Annotated in this window: 15 protein-coding genes and 2 pseudogenes; 7 read left to right on the top strand and 10 right to left on the bottom strand. The window is 40.9% G+C overall.

The genetic code is table 11. The annotated features are described in order from the left end of the window. Nucleotides 1–5 precede the first annotated feature (5 nt). The 5 genes from ACN076_RS02915 to rsmH form a co-directional block, all read right to left on the bottom strand. Entirely contained in the window at nucleotides 6–2,111 is a 2,106-nt protein-coding gene (locus ACN076_RS02915) for an ATP-dependent Clp protease ATP-binding subunit (RefSeq protein ID WP_420790088.1), read from the bottom strand. Between the two features lie 338 nt (nucleotides 2,112–2,449). Further along, complete coding sequence (gene mraY, locus ACN076_RS02910) at nucleotides 2,450–3,430, bottom strand: phospho-N-acetylmuramoyl-pentapeptide-transferase (protein WP_261048427.1); 981 nt, start codon at nucleotides 3,428–3,430, stop codon at nucleotides 2,450–2,452. 1 nt (nucleotide 3,431) lies between these two features. Then, nucleotides 3,432–5,684 (bottom strand): penicillin-binding protein PBP2X, encoded by a 2,253-nt coding sequence (gene pbp2X, locus ACN076_RS02905; RefSeq protein ID WP_261048430.1) that lies wholly within the window; start codon nucleotides 5,682–5,684, stop codon nucleotides 3,432–3,434. A gap of 3 nt (nucleotides 5,685–5,687) precedes the next feature. Beyond that, nucleotides 5,688–6,005 (bottom strand): cell division protein FtsL, encoded by a 318-nt coding sequence (ftsL, locus tag ACN076_RS02900; RefSeq protein ID WP_000227822.1) that lies wholly within the window; start codon nucleotides 6,003–6,005, stop codon nucleotides 5,688–5,690. A 10-nt stretch (nucleotides 6,006–6,015) separates the two neighbouring features. Further along, a complete protein-coding gene (rsmH, locus tag ACN076_RS02895; RefSeq protein ID WP_261048432.1) occupies nucleotides 6,016–6,966 on the bottom strand; it encodes a 16S rRNA (cytosine(1402)-N(4))-methyltransferase RsmH in 951 nt (316 codons plus the stop codon). 166 nt (nucleotides 6,967–7,132) lie between these two features. Between rsmH and ACN076_RS02890 the strand changes: the two genes are divergently transcribed. From ACN076_RS02890 to ACN076_RS02865, 6 genes are read left to right on the top strand one after another with little or no spacing between them, the layout of a single operon-like run. Beyond that, nucleotides 7,133–7,327 carry a helix-turn-helix transcriptional regulator gene (locus ACN076_RS02890; RefSeq protein WP_001082470.1) on the top strand — a complete coding sequence of 65 codons (195 nt, stop codon included), beginning with the start codon at nucleotides 7,133–7,135 and terminating at the stop codon, nucleotides 7,325–7,327. A gap of 15 nt (nucleotides 7,328–7,342) precedes the next feature. Further along, complete coding sequence (locus ACN076_RS02885; RefSeq protein ID WP_261048434.1) at nucleotides 7,343–7,885, top strand: DUF3278 domain-containing protein; 543 nt, start codon at nucleotides 7,343–7,345, stop codon at nucleotides 7,883–7,885. 10 nt (nucleotides 7,886–7,895) lie between these two features. Next, nucleotides 7,896–8,138: a hypothetical protein gene (locus tag ACN076_RS02880; RefSeq protein WP_261048435.1), complete on the top strand. Its 243-nt coding sequence runs from the start codon at nucleotides 7,896–7,898 to the stop codon at nucleotides 8,136–8,138. A 10-nt stretch (nucleotides 8,139–8,148) separates the two neighbouring features. Next, nucleotides 8,149–8,475, top strand: coding sequence for a hypothetical protein (locus ACN076_RS02875; protein ID WP_261048437.1), 327 nt, complete (start codon nucleotides 8,149–8,151; stop codon nucleotides 8,473–8,475). A 26-nt stretch (nucleotides 8,476–8,501) separates the two neighbouring features. Further along, nucleotides 8,502–9,080: a DUF3278 domain-containing protein gene (locus ACN076_RS02870; RefSeq protein WP_420790087.1), complete on the top strand. Its 579-nt coding sequence runs from the start codon at nucleotides 8,502–8,504 to the stop codon at nucleotides 9,078–9,080. Next, nucleotides 9,077–9,553, top strand: a complete 477-nt coding sequence (locus ACN076_RS02865; protein ID WP_261072750.1) for a glutathione peroxidase — start codon at nucleotides 9,077–9,079, stop codon at nucleotides 9,551–9,553. Before ACN076_RS02870 ends, ACN076_RS02865 begins: the two co-directional genes overlap by 4 nt. Before the next feature lie 142 nt (nucleotides 9,554–9,695). Here the strand turns inward: ACN076_RS02865 and ACN076_RS02860 are convergent. Next, nucleotides 9,696–9,896 (bottom strand): annotated as a pseudogene (locus ACN076_RS02860) (DUF5960 family protein); the annotation flags it as partial. A 61-nt stretch (nucleotides 9,897–9,957) separates the two neighbouring features. Here ACN076_RS02860 and ACN076_RS02855 point away from each other — a divergent pair. Further along, nucleotides 9,958–11,415 carry an IS1182 family transposase gene (locus ACN076_RS02855; RefSeq protein ID WP_101786106.1) on the top strand — a complete coding sequence of 486 codons (1,458 nt, stop codon included), beginning with the start codon at nucleotides 9,958–9,960 and terminating at the stop codon, nucleotides 11,413–11,415. An 81-nt stretch (nucleotides 11,416–11,496) separates the two neighbouring features. Here ACN076_RS02855 and ACN076_RS02850 read toward each other — a convergent pair. From ACN076_RS02850 to ACN076_RS02835, 4 genes and pseudogenes are all read right to left on the bottom strand, one after another. Continuing rightward, nucleotides 11,497–11,601, bottom strand: a pseudogene (locus tag ACN076_RS02850) (DUF5960 family protein); the annotation flags it as partial. After that, nucleotides 11,594–11,956, bottom strand: coding sequence for a hypothetical protein (locus tag ACN076_RS02845; protein WP_101781663.1), 363 nt, complete (start codon nucleotides 11,954–11,956; stop codon nucleotides 11,594–11,596). The pseudogene ACN076_RS02850 and the gene ACN076_RS02845, both read right to left, overlap by 8 nt. Then, nucleotides 11,953–13,368: a Y-family DNA polymerase gene (locus ACN076_RS02840; RefSeq protein ID WP_101781665.1), complete on the bottom strand. Its 1,416-nt coding sequence runs from the start codon at nucleotides 13,366–13,368 to the stop codon at nucleotides 11,953–11,955. Before ACN076_RS02840 ends, ACN076_RS02845 begins: the two co-directional genes overlap by 4 nt. A 3-nt stretch (nucleotides 13,369–13,371) precedes the next feature. Continuing rightward, nucleotides 13,372–14,058 (bottom strand): XRE family transcriptional regulator, encoded by a 687-nt coding sequence (locus tag ACN076_RS02835; RefSeq protein WP_261052726.1) that lies wholly within the window; start codon nucleotides 14,056–14,058, stop codon nucleotides 13,372–13,374. Nucleotides 14,059–14,198: the final 140 nt, after the last annotated feature.

Raw genomic sequence — 14,198 nt, 5'->3', positions numbered from 1 at the left:
CTGTCTTAGGCTTTTTCACGAATAACTAAACCACCATCTTCCATATCTGCTTCCAGATGTTTAGCATCTAAATGATCCAAGTGGAAATCTGTCACCTTATCACGAATTTCTTGTTCAACCACGCGACGGAGCGGACGAACACCCATGACTTCGTCATAACCTTCTTCTGTAATATAGTCCTTAGCCGCTTGACTGACTACCAAATCAATGTCTTTCTTAGCCAAGGTTTGGTTGACTTCAGCCAACATCAAATCCACAATCTTAGAAAGGTCTTCCTTCGTCAAGTGTGAGAACTCAATGACTGCGTTAAAGCGGTTAAGGAATTCTGGACGGAAGAATGGTTTCAAACGGTCCATCAATTCTGGTTTGTCCGCATCTTCTGTCAAGTTGGCTTCATAGCCAAATCCAGCATTTGATGTCGCTATAATAACAGTGTTCTTGAAGTTCACCGTATTTCCTTGACCATCTGTCAAACGACCGTCATCCAATACTTGGAGGAGAAGGGTAATCACTTGAGGATCAGCCTTTTCAATTTCATCCAAGAGAATGATAGAGTAAGGATTGCGACGAACACGTTCCGTTAAGGTGTTGCTATTGTCATCATAACCCACATAGCCTGCTGTTGTACCAATTAGCTTAGAAACGGCTGTGCGGTCACTGTATTCAGACATATCCAAACGGATGATAGCATCCTTAGTACCAAACATATCGAGCGCCAATTGCTTAGCAAGTTCCGTCTTACCAACCCCAGTTGGTCCTACAAAGAGGAAGCTACCTATTGGGCGATTGCCTTCATCAAAACCGGCACGATTACGACGGATAGCACGAGCTACCGCTTCTACCGCCTTGTCTTGACCGATTACCTTGTCTTGCAGACGATGAGCCATATCTTTCAAACGTTCGATATCTGATGCTCCCATTTGTGAAACTGGAATTCCCGTCATTCGTTCTACAGATTCAGCTACATCGTTGACACTTGCAGTCACCTTCATATCTTCTGTGTGGTTTTCGATTTTCTTTTCCAATTCTGCAATGCGTGTTTTATAGTTTAGAGCTGCTTCAAAATCTTCTGCCTCAACTGCTTTTTCTTGCTTGTCTTTTTCCGCTTCGATTTCTCGTTCAACAGCATGCACATCTGTTACAGGATGCTGAGCTGCCAAGTGAGCTGCCGTTACGTCCACAAGGTCGATAGCCTTATCTGGCAAGCTACGTTGAGGAATGTATTGAATAGAATAATCCACTGCCGCTTTCAAAACTTCATCTGGCAAGATAACATTGTGGTGTTGTTGATAGAGATCACGAATTCCTTGAAGGATTTTATATGTATCCTCTGCTGAAGGAGCATTGACCTTGACTTCGTTGAAACGACGAGCAAGAGCTGCATTCTTCAAGATGGTGTTACGGTATTCATCTTGAGTCGTTGCCCCAATCACTGTCAATTCTCCACGAGAGAGGGCTGGCTTAAGAATGTCTGCAAGTCCCTTAGAACCACTGTCACCTCCAGTAGATCCAGCACCGAGAATTTGGTGAATTTCATCAAAGAAGAGAATAATATTCCCTGCTTCTTTCACTTCATTGACTAAGTTTTGAACGTTTTCTTCAAAACTACCACGGTATTGAGTACCAGCCTCAAGACCAGAGATGTCAATTGAAATAATTTCCTTATTCTTGATAGCAGCTGGAACATCACCATTCACAATCGCTTGAGCAAGACCTTCGACAACTGCTGTCTTACCAACACCTGCATCTCCGACCAAAACAGGATTATTCTTAGTACGGCGTGAAAGAATTTCAGATGTTTCTTGAATTTCCTTGTTTCGTCCGATAACAGGATCCAGCTTGCCCTCACGCGCTTCTGCAGTCAAGTTTCGACCTAGTTTTGCAAGGACACCGTCTTGTTTCATACTTGAAGCCTGTTGTGGCATTTGTCCATCAGTTTCTGCATTTCCTGGCAATTGACCAGTCGCACGATAGTGAGCAAATTCCTCAGGTGTGACTTCGCGTCCATTAATTAAGTAACGGCGATTTTCAGAACTGTATCCTCGCATACCACCCATTAATTGGTTAAATAAATCATCCATGTTGTTAAAATTATTAAAGTTGTTGTTCATATTCTTTACCTCTTTTTGTTTACTTAGTTATAATTACTGATATTGACTATCTTTGACCTTTGTTTTAAAAAATTTAGACTAGCTAAATCGCTACTCTACGTACTATTTCTGGTTTTTCTTTTTCAAGCAGGAGTAGACTATCTTTACTTCTGAAGATTTCTAGATTAAACATAGACACACCTCTTTCTACTTTACTTTAAATAAGTGTTCTAGTAAGGCTTTCATTTACCTTACGTTTATAATATACTACATTAGTCAGAAAAGGTCAAGGATTTTGACTTTAATTGACCAATATTTTTTAGAATGCAAAAACACCCTGAAACGTCAGGGTGCCATTCTTACATCAAATACAAAATTGCTAGGGTCAAGAGACTTGCTAATAGCCCCACTCCCCAAAAGAAGAAGTCGACCTTCCACTCGCTCCAAGGACTTCCCTTACCAGACAATCCTCCAAGCTCAAAATGATGATGCACAGGCGTCATACGAAAAATACGTTTACCACCTGTCAGTTTGAAATAACTGACTTGCATCATAACCGAAGTTGTTTCAAAGACATAAACAATTCCGATAATCAAGAGAGTCCATTCTTGGTGGAGGGCCATAGAGATAGCTGCCAGCATTCCACCTAAGGCCAAACTTCCCACATCCCCCATAAAGACTTTAGCAGGCTTATGGTTAAAGACGAAGAAACCAAGCAAACCACCAATCATGGCAAGAATCACTAGAAGGATATCCATCTGACCTTGCACATAGGCAATAACTCCATAGGCAGACAAGCTAATCACAACGGAAATACTAGCTAGACCGTCAATACCATCTGTCAAGTTGACTGCGTTTGAAAAACCGACTAGCCAGAAAAGAGCGAAGATAATATAGAAAATCCCTAAATGCACTTGGTAGCCAAAGACAGAGAGCATATCGCCCCCACGCTCATAAAAAAGGTAGAAAATGACGCCACCTAGCAGCTGAAGAGCCAATTTCTGTTTGGGATTAAGGCCCTCATTGATTTTACGGAAGACCTTGAGGAAGTCATCTAAAAAACCAACCAAACCATACAAGACCAAAATAAACAAAACCATACCGACATTATTGGTCAATTGTTTTGAAAACAGAGCGACGAAGAAACTCACAACAACTGCAGCAATGAGGAAAACAAGCCCCCCCATTGTAGGAGTCCCAGCTTTTGCCTGGTGCTGTTTGACATCCTCATGCATCTGCTGGCCTGTAATTTGCGCCTTTCTATAAAATTGGATGAAGGCCGGAATTCCCACTAAAGTTAGTAAAAATGTCACAATTCCAGCACTGATGGAACTAATCATGTTAATCTCCTAAAGTTAATTTAATTTTTTTAATGTTTTTGATAGCTGTATTGGTCCGAACGTCTTGCTTTTGGACGACGGAACCTGAACCTTCAAATTCTAGCTCAATATCCAACCATTTAGCAAAGGCCTCAGCAGTCTCTTTTTTCCAGCCATACATATCTGGAATTTCTTCTACCTTATCCGATAAAAGGAGAACTTGTTGGTTTGGTGCAAGATTTTTTCCTTCTTCTACAGAAGTCTCTTTAATCTTTGTTCCAGTACCAACAACGATTGGTTGCACAACATTTCGACGTAAGGCTTCCGACAAATCACCAGGTGAAATATCCTTGATGCTAGGCATTGCATACGAAGATTCTGTCGTCACTTGATCTAAATTCTTAGCTGGAGATTGAAGGTTCAGAGATTCTTTCATCGCTGAAGCCCGCTCCAAGATTGGATTGGAAAACTCTCCCAACTGGACAGCTGAATAATGCTCAGGCTGTTGAACCGTTACATACAAGATAAAATCAGGATTTTCAGCAGGATTCATAGTCACAACTGAGAAAATATAATTGGTAGAACCAACCAAGTAGCCTCCATTTTTCTCATCAGCGATTTGAGCCGTACCGGATTTAACTGCTACATTTTGTCCAGGAACTGTTATAATTGGCTTTCCTGTTTGGTGATTATACATAGTTCCATATAGAGGGTCCGTCCCAACTAATATCATGTTAGTACGAGTCAAGCTTGCTGCATCTTCAGATACAGGTTTTCCTACAATCTCTTTTTGAGACTTTCGTACAGACTGATTGTTAGTATCATAAATAGCACTTATAAATTTTGGCTCCAGCATAACTCCATCGTTGGCAATGGCTGTAAAAGCACGTAGCATCTGGGTCTGCGTTACAGAAATCCCCTGACCAAATGCACTCATGGCAATATCAACAATATTATCTGCAGGCAATTGACCTGAATACTCATCAGTCAGACCAAAACGCGTCGGCACCCCAAACTTAAAGCGGTTTAGATAATCCAACCAAGTAGCATCTCCCATTTTTTGTTCAAGTAGACTCATTCCAACATTACTGGAGTGAGCGAAACCTTGTAAGAAAGTCATCATCCCACCAGTCGTCAAACCACCATTAACATCCCAATCTCGAATTGTCGCATCCGCTATTTTTAATTCACTACTATTGAAAACTTCTCCTCCTGGGAAAGTGTTATTGTCAATAGCAGCAGCTAGTGTCATGACCTTCATAGTTGACCCTGGCTCATAGTTGCTTTGATAGAGGATATCACGCCAAACAAAGTCCTTGGTCAACCCTTCCTTAGTATCGGCATCAAAGGTCGGCCGTTGCGTTGTTGCAAGAATTTCCCCTGTTTTGGCACTGACCAAGGTTGCTGTCATATACTTGCCTTTTACTTTTTCTTGAAAGGCATTCATCTGGGTCTCCATGAAGGACTGAAGGGTGCTGGAAATAGTTGTATAAACATCCTTGCCATCTACCGTTTGCTGGGAAACTTGTTCTGTTCCAGGGACAATATTACCCAGACGATCTTTTTCATAGGTAATAATACCGTCTTTCCCTGCAAGAATACTGTTCAAGGAACTCTCCATCCCAGAAGTTCCCAGCAAACTCTTGCTCCCATCTTCATTTTCATGGAGTTGAGCTAAACCAATAAAACTAGAAGCGAATTGTCCATTTGGATAGCTTCTGTTAGGGCTAGTTGTAAAGTCAATTCCTTCAACACTAGCGTCTTTCAAATCCTTTTTAATAGCCATCATATTGGCATAGGTAATCCCATTTCCTTTGGCACCAAAAGAAACTTGAGTCAGATTCGGTTGAGACAATTGTTCTTTAACATAAGCCTCGTCCATATCCAGATACTTATGGAAAACCTCTGCTACCTTATTAAACTGGGCATCTTCTACATAAAGAATTTTACCAGTTGCTGATTTGTATTTTTTATCAATAACAGCATAGACATTATAGGAGGTTGCGTCCTCAGCAATCGGGACTCCATTTCGGTCATAAATAGTCCCACGTTTGGCAGGGACTGTACGGGTTATTTGGTGAACTTTCTTGGCCTCTTTGACTAGATCCGTTCCAAATTTACTACCACTCCCGATAATAACAGCAAAATTAACCAAAAAGACAGCGAAAAGTACGACAGCTAACAAGCTGATGTACTTCCCTACTATTTTACGGTTTTCTGCTGGAGATTTACGGTTTCTAATCGCAAATCGGGTTATTCTTTTTGTCCACTTCATATCTTACTCCGCTGATCGAATATTCTCGTTATTCAATTTTAAGTCCTTAGAATTTGCGATTTCTTTCAAGCGTTCTGCCCTCAACAATTCATTTACCTCTTGTTTGGCATCATCTAATTCTGTCTTTTTCTCCTCTATCTGCGCATTGATTTTTGTCAGATCATTTTGTACTTGTAGGAGTCGAGTCTGCATAAAGATAATACTAAGCGCCAAAACAAGAGCTGTAAACGCAATGGAAAGATAAAAAGCCTTCTCCACACGGGAGAATTTTTTTATACGATTCTGCAAGAATTGACTGGTTGTTTCTTTTTTATCTACCATTTTTCCCCTCTTACTTGTGAATTTTTCTGGCCACGCGCAACTTAGCTGAGTGCGAGCGGTTATTGGCTTCTAATTCTTCTGCACTTGGCAAGATTGGCTTACGGGATACCAATTCCATCTTGGGCTTGAGATCATCTGGGATGAAGGGCAAACCTTTGGGAACTTCAACCGTTGAAGCTTCCTTGAACAATTGCTTGGTCAAGCGGTCTTCTAGCGAATGGAAGGTAATCACTGAGATTCTACCATCTAGAGCCAACATCTCCATAGCCTGCTGGATAGATTCATCTGCGGCTCCCAGCTCATCGTTGACTTCAATCCGAATAGCCTGGAAAATTTGCTTAGCAGGATGCCCCTTCTTCTTAAGTTCCTTGGCAGGTTTGGCCGACTTGATAATCTCTGCTAACTCAGTCGTAGTCTCGATAGGCTTGACTTCTCGAGCTTGCTCAATCTTACGCGCAATCTGTTTAGAGAATTTATCCTCACCATACTTGAAGAAAATACGAACCAAGTCATGATAGTCATAGTGATTCACCACTTCATAGGCTGTCAAACTAGCATCCTGATTCATGCGCATGTCCAGTGGCGCATCCTTTTTATAAGAAAAACCACGCTCACGCTGGTCCAGCTGAGGACTAGATACTCCCAAGTCATAACAAATTCCATCAATTTCCTGAACACCAGCTTCGCGCAAACGTGCCTGCAAATGACGGAAGTTATCCTTGATAAAAGTCACCATCCCCTTTTCAATGTAAGGTGCCAAGCGTTCTTGTGCATTGTCAATGGCATTCTGGTCCTGATCAAAGGCATAGAGATGGCCTTTTTCACTTAATTTACTCAATAAATATTCGCTATGGCCTGCTCCACCCAAAGTCGCATCAACGTAGATACCGTTAGGCTTTACGTCGAGCATATCAATCGTTTCGCGGAGTAAGACCGTTACATGATGAAATTCTTTTGTCATATCTTATCTATTTTACCACAAATCCGACCAGCTTGCACTAGTCAGACAAATAGGCAAAAAACAAGTAAGATTTCTTTAAGAAATATGTCAAATATGCTTGACATTCAATCTATAGAAGAATATAATATAGTCAAATATATACGACACAAATCAGAAAGGAGAACAGATGAACCGTGTGAAAGAATTTCGCAAAGAACTGGGCATTTCCCAGCTCGAGCTCGCCAAGGATATAGGTGTCTCGAGACAAACCATCAACATGATTGAAAACGACAAGTACAACCCAACTCTGGAACTCTGTCTCAATCTCGCCCGCAGCCTCCAAACTGACCTCAACAGTCTCTTTTGGGAGGATGATTTTTAAAAAAGGAGCCAACTCATGAAAAAAGAAACCTTCACTGAAAAACTAATCAAACGCATTTATGGCATTTCTGGCCCTCTTGACGAACACAAACGGCGCGAAGCTGACCGTATCGGTAATAAAATCTTTGTGATTCTCTTTTACCTCATGACTTTAGGTAATCTTATTCCCTTTGTCCTTGCTTATAAATATCCGCAAATTGTCGCTATCGGCTATCCTATTGTGATATTCGGCATTTCGATGATTTCTGCTCTCTATGTACTCTCCCAAACCAAGAAAACAGGCATCACAGCCATTGATCCAGATATGCTGAGTGAAAAAGAAAGTAAGCAACTACACTACCCTGGTCTGAAAGCAGGTTTGTTCTTTGGCCTATGGATGTTTTTTATAACGCCTCTCCTCCATATACTGCTAGGTGAGAGTCAGGACTATTTTCAGTCTCTTCTCACTATAAGAAATGCTGTATCAAGCATTCTAGGTTCTGTCTTCTTCGGAGCGAGCATACAGTTTCTCATCTCCCGTCGCATTGCAAAAGCCAAGGAAGACCAGAATAATGATTAGGAGGAAACTCATGAAAAAAGAAAAGAAACAATTACGTTATTCTGGTATGACAGCAGGTTCGATTTATGGAACAGTGATATTTTTTATAATTCCACTCATTGATACCCTAACAAGTGAAAATCCAAATTTTATCAGTTCTCTTCTAAATACAAAACATATTTTTAAAACTATACTGGGAGCTTTCTTTTTCGGAGTGATGATACATATTGTCGACTCACTTCGTATTGCAAGAGCTAAAAAAGACCAGAATTAGGAGGTCCCCTATGAAATCATTACTAACTTTACTTACCTATCATCTTTTGTTCAGTTCTCTGCTCATCTTCATCATCATTTCAGGGAACTTGCCAATCAGCGAGATATTCCTCGGGCTAGTCTTTATTCCAGCCCTTAACAAAGGACTGACTTATCTAAAGATTGACTCCCAAAAAACGCGCATACTCAACTTAGCACTATACTTTATAATTCTATCTTTTCCACAACTGCTGCTCATCTCAAGCGGTTGGAAATATTATTTACTGTTCACTATCGCTAGCCTTTCTTCTATCACTTATCTTTATTATCTCTATCAATTCGTAAAAGAAAGTCAGTAAAACTGCTCATTTAGGAGGTTACTAGTATGAAAAAAGAAGACTTCACCACTCGCCTACTTCGAAATCTCTTTCACATCCAAGGCCCTTTTGATGAATGCCGGCAAGAAATTATCTACAAAGCCTGTGCCCGTTCCATGGTCCAAATCGTTTATTCTTCCTTCTTTCTCTTCTTGTTTTATCTGTTATTTGGACGCTTTATAGAGGTCGTTCGCTATGTCATGCCCTACATATTCTTTGGCCTTATATATTTCATTACTTTAAAAACCCAAAGAAACGTCAAAGAACTCCATCTGGAAAAAGATGACAAGTCAGAAATCATCCTTAAAACCTACAGCAAGAGCCAAATCAAATTCCGAAGCTGGGTTGTGTTTATTGGTCTTCAGATCGGCTTCTTTACCTTACTCATCTTTCATAAAGTCTTCGTTCAGCAGATGTCCTTTTCAGATTTTGGGAAGTTGCTCATGCAATTCGATAAAAGTGTCCCTTTCCTGATGTATGGCCTGATTATCGGTAGCATTTTTGGAACCCTGACCTACGGTTTTCTATCCCTACAGGAGGAAAAAACTCCTAAAAATACCAAACAGAAGGAGAAAAGCAAGCAATGACTTCACTATACGATTTTTCAGTCTTGAACCAAGACCATCAAGAAACTCCACTAGAGACCTATCGTGGTAAGATTCTCTTGGTTGTCAACACTGCTACTGGATGTGGTTTAACGCCCCAGTACCAAGGACTTCAAGAACTCTATGATCGCTATCAAGAACAAGGTTTTGAAATCTTAGACTTCCCTTGCAATCAGTTTATGGGGCAAGCACCAGGTAGCGCAGAGGAAATCAACAGCTTCTGTAGCCTACATTATCAGACCAGCTTCCCACGTTTTGCCAAGATTAAGGTCAACGGTAAGGAAGCAGATCCCCTCTATGTCTGGTTGAAAGACCAGAAATCTGGCCCACTAGGAAAACGAATCGAATGGAATTTCGCTAAATTTCTCATCGATCGTGATGGGCAAGTCTTTAAACGCTTCTCTTCAAAAACAGACCCAAAACAAATTGAAGAGGCCATACGAACCCTACTATAATTTCACAATCTCACTATGATTAGTTCTCCTTTAGCCTAAGAATAGTGAGATTTTTTGATTGGCTTTGACTTAAATAGAAAAACACCCCATGATATGAACCATGAAGTGTTGTAAAAATGATACATTCATAGCAAACAAGACACTACTGACTGCTATTCTTGACTCCTGAGTATGTATAGGTCCTATTTCTAGGACACGCTTTTTCCGTTACCACCCTAAAATAAAAACGATGCTCTCGCCCATCCTTGGCATTTTCCTTGTTTAAGACAAAGTAGTTTTTCTGATTCATCGCCATGGTTCGTAGGATGTCATCAATCAAGAAAGTCAAGGGTATGTTCATGGAGCCTACTGAAAAAGTCATTAAATTGATGGCTTTTTTGTTATACTAGAGATGAGGTGAAATAATGCTTGATAATCAGTTAACTATGGATGTCAGTCCTTATTCTAGTTTGTATGATATCGTGGTTCCTAAAACCCACTTTTTACGTCAGCTAACTGAACTCTGTGATTTTAGCTTTATTTATGATGAACTAGAAAAGAATTATCGTCCCGATTTTGGGCGTAAAGCTTATTCACCGATTATGATGTTCAAATATCTCTTGTTAAAAGATATTTATAAGTTATCAGATGTAGATGTGGTAGGACGTTCCTTGTCAGATATGGCCTTTAAATTTTTTCTTGGTCTAGCTCCTGAGGATTCTGTTATCGAGCCATCCTCTTTGACAAAATTTAGAAAGCTAAGAATTAAAGATGATAAACTGCTTGATGTATTGATTCAGAAGTCTGTTCAAATTGCACTCGAACATAACTTGATTAAGAGTAAAATCCTCATTGTGGATGCCACTCACACCAAATCTCATTATAATCATAAGAAACCCCAAGAAATCCTTAGAGAGCGTTCAAAAGCTTTACGTAAAACAATTTATCAACATTCAGAAGATATCAAAATAGAATTTCCAAAGAAACCTCAGGAAGATAACCTCGAAGCAGAGTTGACCTATACAGAGGAATTAATGGCTGTGGTTGAAAAACACGAGGAACTCTTAGCCCTACCGGCTGTGTCTCAAAAGTTCAATTACCTAAAAGAGGCTGTCGAGGACGACTTAGAACACTTGGAAGCTTCTGTTAAGGAGGAGGCTAGGCTTGGACATAAGACAGCCGACAGCTCTTTCTATGGATATAAAAGTCATATCGCTATGACGGATGAACGGATTATTACTGCTTGTGTGGTCACTTCTGGTGAACAAAGCGATGGGAAATATTTACCTGAGTTATATGCCAAAACAAAGGAAAATAGTCTGGACATCGAGACTATTATTGGTGATGCGGCTTATTCAGGAAAGGACAATATTCAACTAGCTCGCAAAGAAAAGATTCATTTGGTGTCAAAACTGAACCCTTCAGTTTCAAAAGGTTACCGTAAAGAAGAGGATGCGTTTGAATTTAATAAAGATGCAGGGCTATTTGTCTGTCCAGAAGGACACATGGCTGTTCGCAAAGCAAGGACAGGGAAAAAATATCAAAATAAGAATCAAGTTGTCACTCATTACTTTGACATTGAGAAGTGCAAGAGTTGCCTTTCCAAGGAAGGATGTTATAAGGAGGGGGCAAAGTCTAAAACTTATTCAATAGCCATTAAGAGTGACGACCATCTTTTCCAGAAGAAATTTCAGGAAACACCTTATTTTAAAGAAATGGCCAGACATCGCTATAAAATCGAAGCAAAGAATGCCGAACTAAAACAGAGACATGGCTTTGATGTCGCGAGAGCATCGGGTCTTTTCAGCATGGAGTTACAGGCAGCCACAACCATCTTCGTGGTCAATATGAAACGAATTATGACCTTAATAAATACAAAATAACCGAGGAACTCGCTCAAATTAACGAGAGATTCCTCGGTTTTCATTTCATTAAAAGTAAGAGACCTATTTTTTCAGTGGACTCATGTTCATGGCAGAGTATTTTTGAAAATCCTCTTCAAAACGAATATAGTCATCTGAAAAATAATCCATCTGCAGTTTGTTTTCATACAGCTCTTTTCTAGTCATAAACTCCCTCCTCCCACAGTCGAATTTCTAGGATATCTGCAACCTCTATCAACCTATATCCCTCGTTTGTCCTAATAGATAGAGTCTGAGGTGATAACTCTCTCACCACACCGATGATGGTGATTTTCTGCTTCTTTTCCTTTACCACAAAACTTCCCTTAAGTTGGCCAACATAAAGCTGAGAAAGTAAATGTAGTTTCTCAACTGGGGCCAAATCTATCGAAAAATCAACACGGTTTTTTTCTTCACTGAGCGAACTGGTGTGTTCTGAGAGGTAAAACCCCATCCACTTCTGCATACCTGGATCTTGATAATCTCGCGCGGATTGAAAAGGTAAATAAGAACGATCAATCATTTTAATCCATCTAATCCTCCAGCAGAATGACCTCCAATCAGCTTGCTTCTGGCAAGACTCCTAGAGGCTTCTTCCAGTGCATTGGCTCTTAAAAGAGAAGTGAAACCAAATTGTTCCCGAATGGAGTCAATGGCCGTCTGGAGCCTTTCTTCTTTTTCTAACTTGTCAACATCATCAAAAAGGGAAATCAAACCAAAGGACTCATCCACAAAGCCTGAATAGTTAACTCCGACACTTCTAACCGCTCCAGAAGTGTATTTGTTATGAAATAGCTTCAAAACATAATCCGTTAAGACAGCTGTATTATTGGTCGGTTCGACCTTCATTTGTGTGTGAATAGACGACCTGACCTCCTGTTTAGAGAAACCGACATAGATAGAGACAAGGGTTATTTTCTTGCCAGACCTTCTCAATCTAATAGCCACCTGCTCAGCCATTTCTCGAAGAATAATTTCAATATCCCGTAGCTTCACGTAGTCTCTCGGCAAGATTTGAGAATTCCCCAAGCCCTTGGATTTGGCTTTATAGGGCTTATGAACATTGCTCTCATCAATCCCGTTAGCATGAAACCACAAACGCAGACCAGCCTGACCCAGAGCTTTTTTTAGCTGGTCGGGATTGCTTGTAGCCAATTCCTTAATGGAAAAAATTCCCAGAGCATGCAAGCGTTTCTCCATCCGCCTGCCAATTCCCCAAAAGTCGGTCATCTTGGGAATGGCCCAGACCTTCTCTTCCACATCCTGGTAAGACCAGTTGGCCCTCATGGTCGGAGTGTGCTTGGCCTCATTATCCAGAGCCAACTTGGCCATTAAAGGATTGGCATTTGACATGCCCACTGTAGAGTAGATCCCTGTCTGCCTCCAAATATCCCTCTGAATACGAGCAGAAAGCATATCCAGCTTGTCTTTGCGAGAGAGATTCTTGTCTGGGATGAAATAGTTGAGCGAACTAGTCAGGTCAATAAAGCCCTCATCGATAGAGTAAGGATAAATATCCTCTGGACTCCCATAGTTTTGAAAGATTCGCTGGATTTCCATATTGACTGCGATATACTCGTCCATCCGAGGAGGGACAATCAAGGTGACTTGAGCCCAATCTTCAATATAGCGCACATAGTCTGAATCTGTAGGCAACCCCTGCTTTCTGGCGTTATAGTAGGAAAATTTGCGGGTCTTGATATCAAAGGGCAGATCATAGGCCCGACCAACATTGGACTTGCCAAAAATCTTCTTAAACAGGGGAGAGGAGGCTAGGATAAGGCCAGTTGAATTATCCGCGCGACTCATGACACAAAGTGAGGTCTTCAGCGGATGCAAGCCTCTTTTCACACACTCGACACTGGCATAAAAGGATTTCATATCGACAAAAGCAATGTCACTTTTGGGCTCTCTGGAATAATCAAAGTAGCCCATTGACTAGCCCTCCATCGGCACAAAGTTCCCAACGATAATGCCAACAATCCGAGGATCTTCCTCATAGGAGATGAAAATATCCTTGTATTTAGGATTGATAGAGACCAGACGCAATCCATTCTCCTCTCGATAGACCCGTTTGATATAGGTCTGGTTGTTGCAAACCACTGCATAAACCGCCCCGTCATAGTCAAATCCTGTCTCTCGAATCAGAGCTACTGAACCATTTTGGTATTTAGGTTCCATGGAGTCCCCAGACACCCATGACGCAAAATCATGAGCCAACTCCTCATTAAAGTAAACCGTATCAAAATTCTGATCATCGTAGACCGAAGCCCCAATCCCTGCTGACATGCGTTCATAAACACGGTACTCGTAGAGGCGCTCTGGCATAGGAGCCACTTTCTGGACTTGCTCCTCTTGAGCCAGGTTGCGAGCATAGAGAACAACCTTCTCCCGCCCTTGCTTGGAGAGGCTATGGTAGAGACGGACAATCTCGATCTGAGTAAAATATCCTTTTGGCACTTTTAAAATATTCTCTAGCTGGAACACCTTCTCCTTGGACGGTTCCTTGACCCCACGTTCCCAAGCTGAGTAAGCCTGGAAACTAATCCCAAGTTGCTCTGCAATTTCCCTCTGTGTCAGTTTTAACTCTTTCCTCCGAGCCTTTAATTTTTCTGGCTGATACATACTTCACCTCCTATTATGATACTTTAATGGACATTATCTCCCTTAGAAAGACTAATCGATGCTTGAAGCCATATTTCAAAACTCAACCAATATGGTTTAGTTTTATTATATAAAAAAAGTGTACAAATGTCTACTAGGAA

This window comes from Streptococcus sp. K0074 (assembly GCF_048843365.1).
GTDB classification, from domain to species: domain Bacteria; phylum Bacillota; class Bacilli; order Lactobacillales; family Streptococcaceae; genus Streptococcus; species Streptococcus mitis_BM.
Note: the sequence above shows the minus strand (reverse complement) of the source record. Positions and strands in the feature narration are given on the sequence as shown.

Bases quoted from the DNA above. Each gene is read 5' to 3' on its own strand.
- ACN076_RS02865 (WP_261072750.1), top strand. From the start codon at position 9,077: ATGACTTCACTATACGATTTTTCAGTCTTGAACCAAGACCATCAAGAA.
- ACN076_RS02855 (WP_101786106.1), top strand. From the start codon at position 9,958: ATGCTTGATAATCAGTTAACTATGGATGTCAGTCCTTATTCTAGTTTG.
- ACN076_RS02875 (WP_261048437.1), top strand. From the start codon at position 8,149: ATGAAATCATTACTAACTTTACTTACCTATCATCTTTTGTTCAGTTCT.
- ftsL (WP_000227822.1), bottom strand. From the start codon at position 6,005: ATGGTAGATAAAAAAGAAACAACCAGTCAATTCTTGCAGAATCGTATA.
- ACN076_RS02835 (WP_261052726.1), bottom strand. From the start codon at position 14,058: ATGTATCAGCCAGAAAAATTAAAGGCTCGGAGGAAAGAGTTAAAACTG.
- pbp2X (WP_261048430.1), bottom strand. From the start codon at position 5,684: ATGAAGTGGACAAAAAGAATAACCCGATTTGCGATTAGAAACCGTAAA.
- ACN076_RS02885 (WP_261048434.1), top strand. From the start codon at position 7,343: ATGAAAAAAGAAACCTTCACTGAAAAACTAATCAAACGCATTTATGGC.
- ACN076_RS02845 (WP_101781663.1), bottom strand. From the start codon at position 11,956: ATGATTGATCGTTCTTATTTACCTTTTCAATCCGCGCGAGATTATCAA.
- ACN076_RS02870 (WP_420790087.1), top strand. From the start codon at position 8,502: ATGAAAAAAGAAGACTTCACCACTCGCCTACTTCGAAATCTCTTTCAC.
- ACN076_RS02915 (WP_420790088.1), bottom strand. From the start codon at position 2,111: ATGAACAACAACTTTAATAATTTTAACAACATGGATGATTTATTTAAC.
- ACN076_RS02880 (WP_261048435.1), top strand. From the start codon at position 7,896: ATGAAAAAAGAAAAGAAACAATTACGTTATTCTGGTATGACAGCAGGT.
- ACN076_RS02890 (WP_001082470.1), top strand. From the start codon at position 7,133: ATGAACCGTGTGAAAGAATTTCGCAAAGAACTGGGCATTTCCCAGCTC.
- mraY (WP_261048427.1), bottom strand. From the start codon at position 3,430: ATGATTAGTTCCATCAGTGCTGGAATTGTGACATTTTTACTAACTTTA.
- rsmH (WP_261048432.1), bottom strand. From the start codon at position 6,966: ATGACAAAAGAATTTCATCATGTAACGGTCTTACTCCGCGAAACGATT.
- ACN076_RS02840 (WP_101781665.1), bottom strand. From the start codon at position 13,368: ATGGGCTACTTTGATTATTCCAGAGAGCCCAAAAGTGACATTGCTTTT.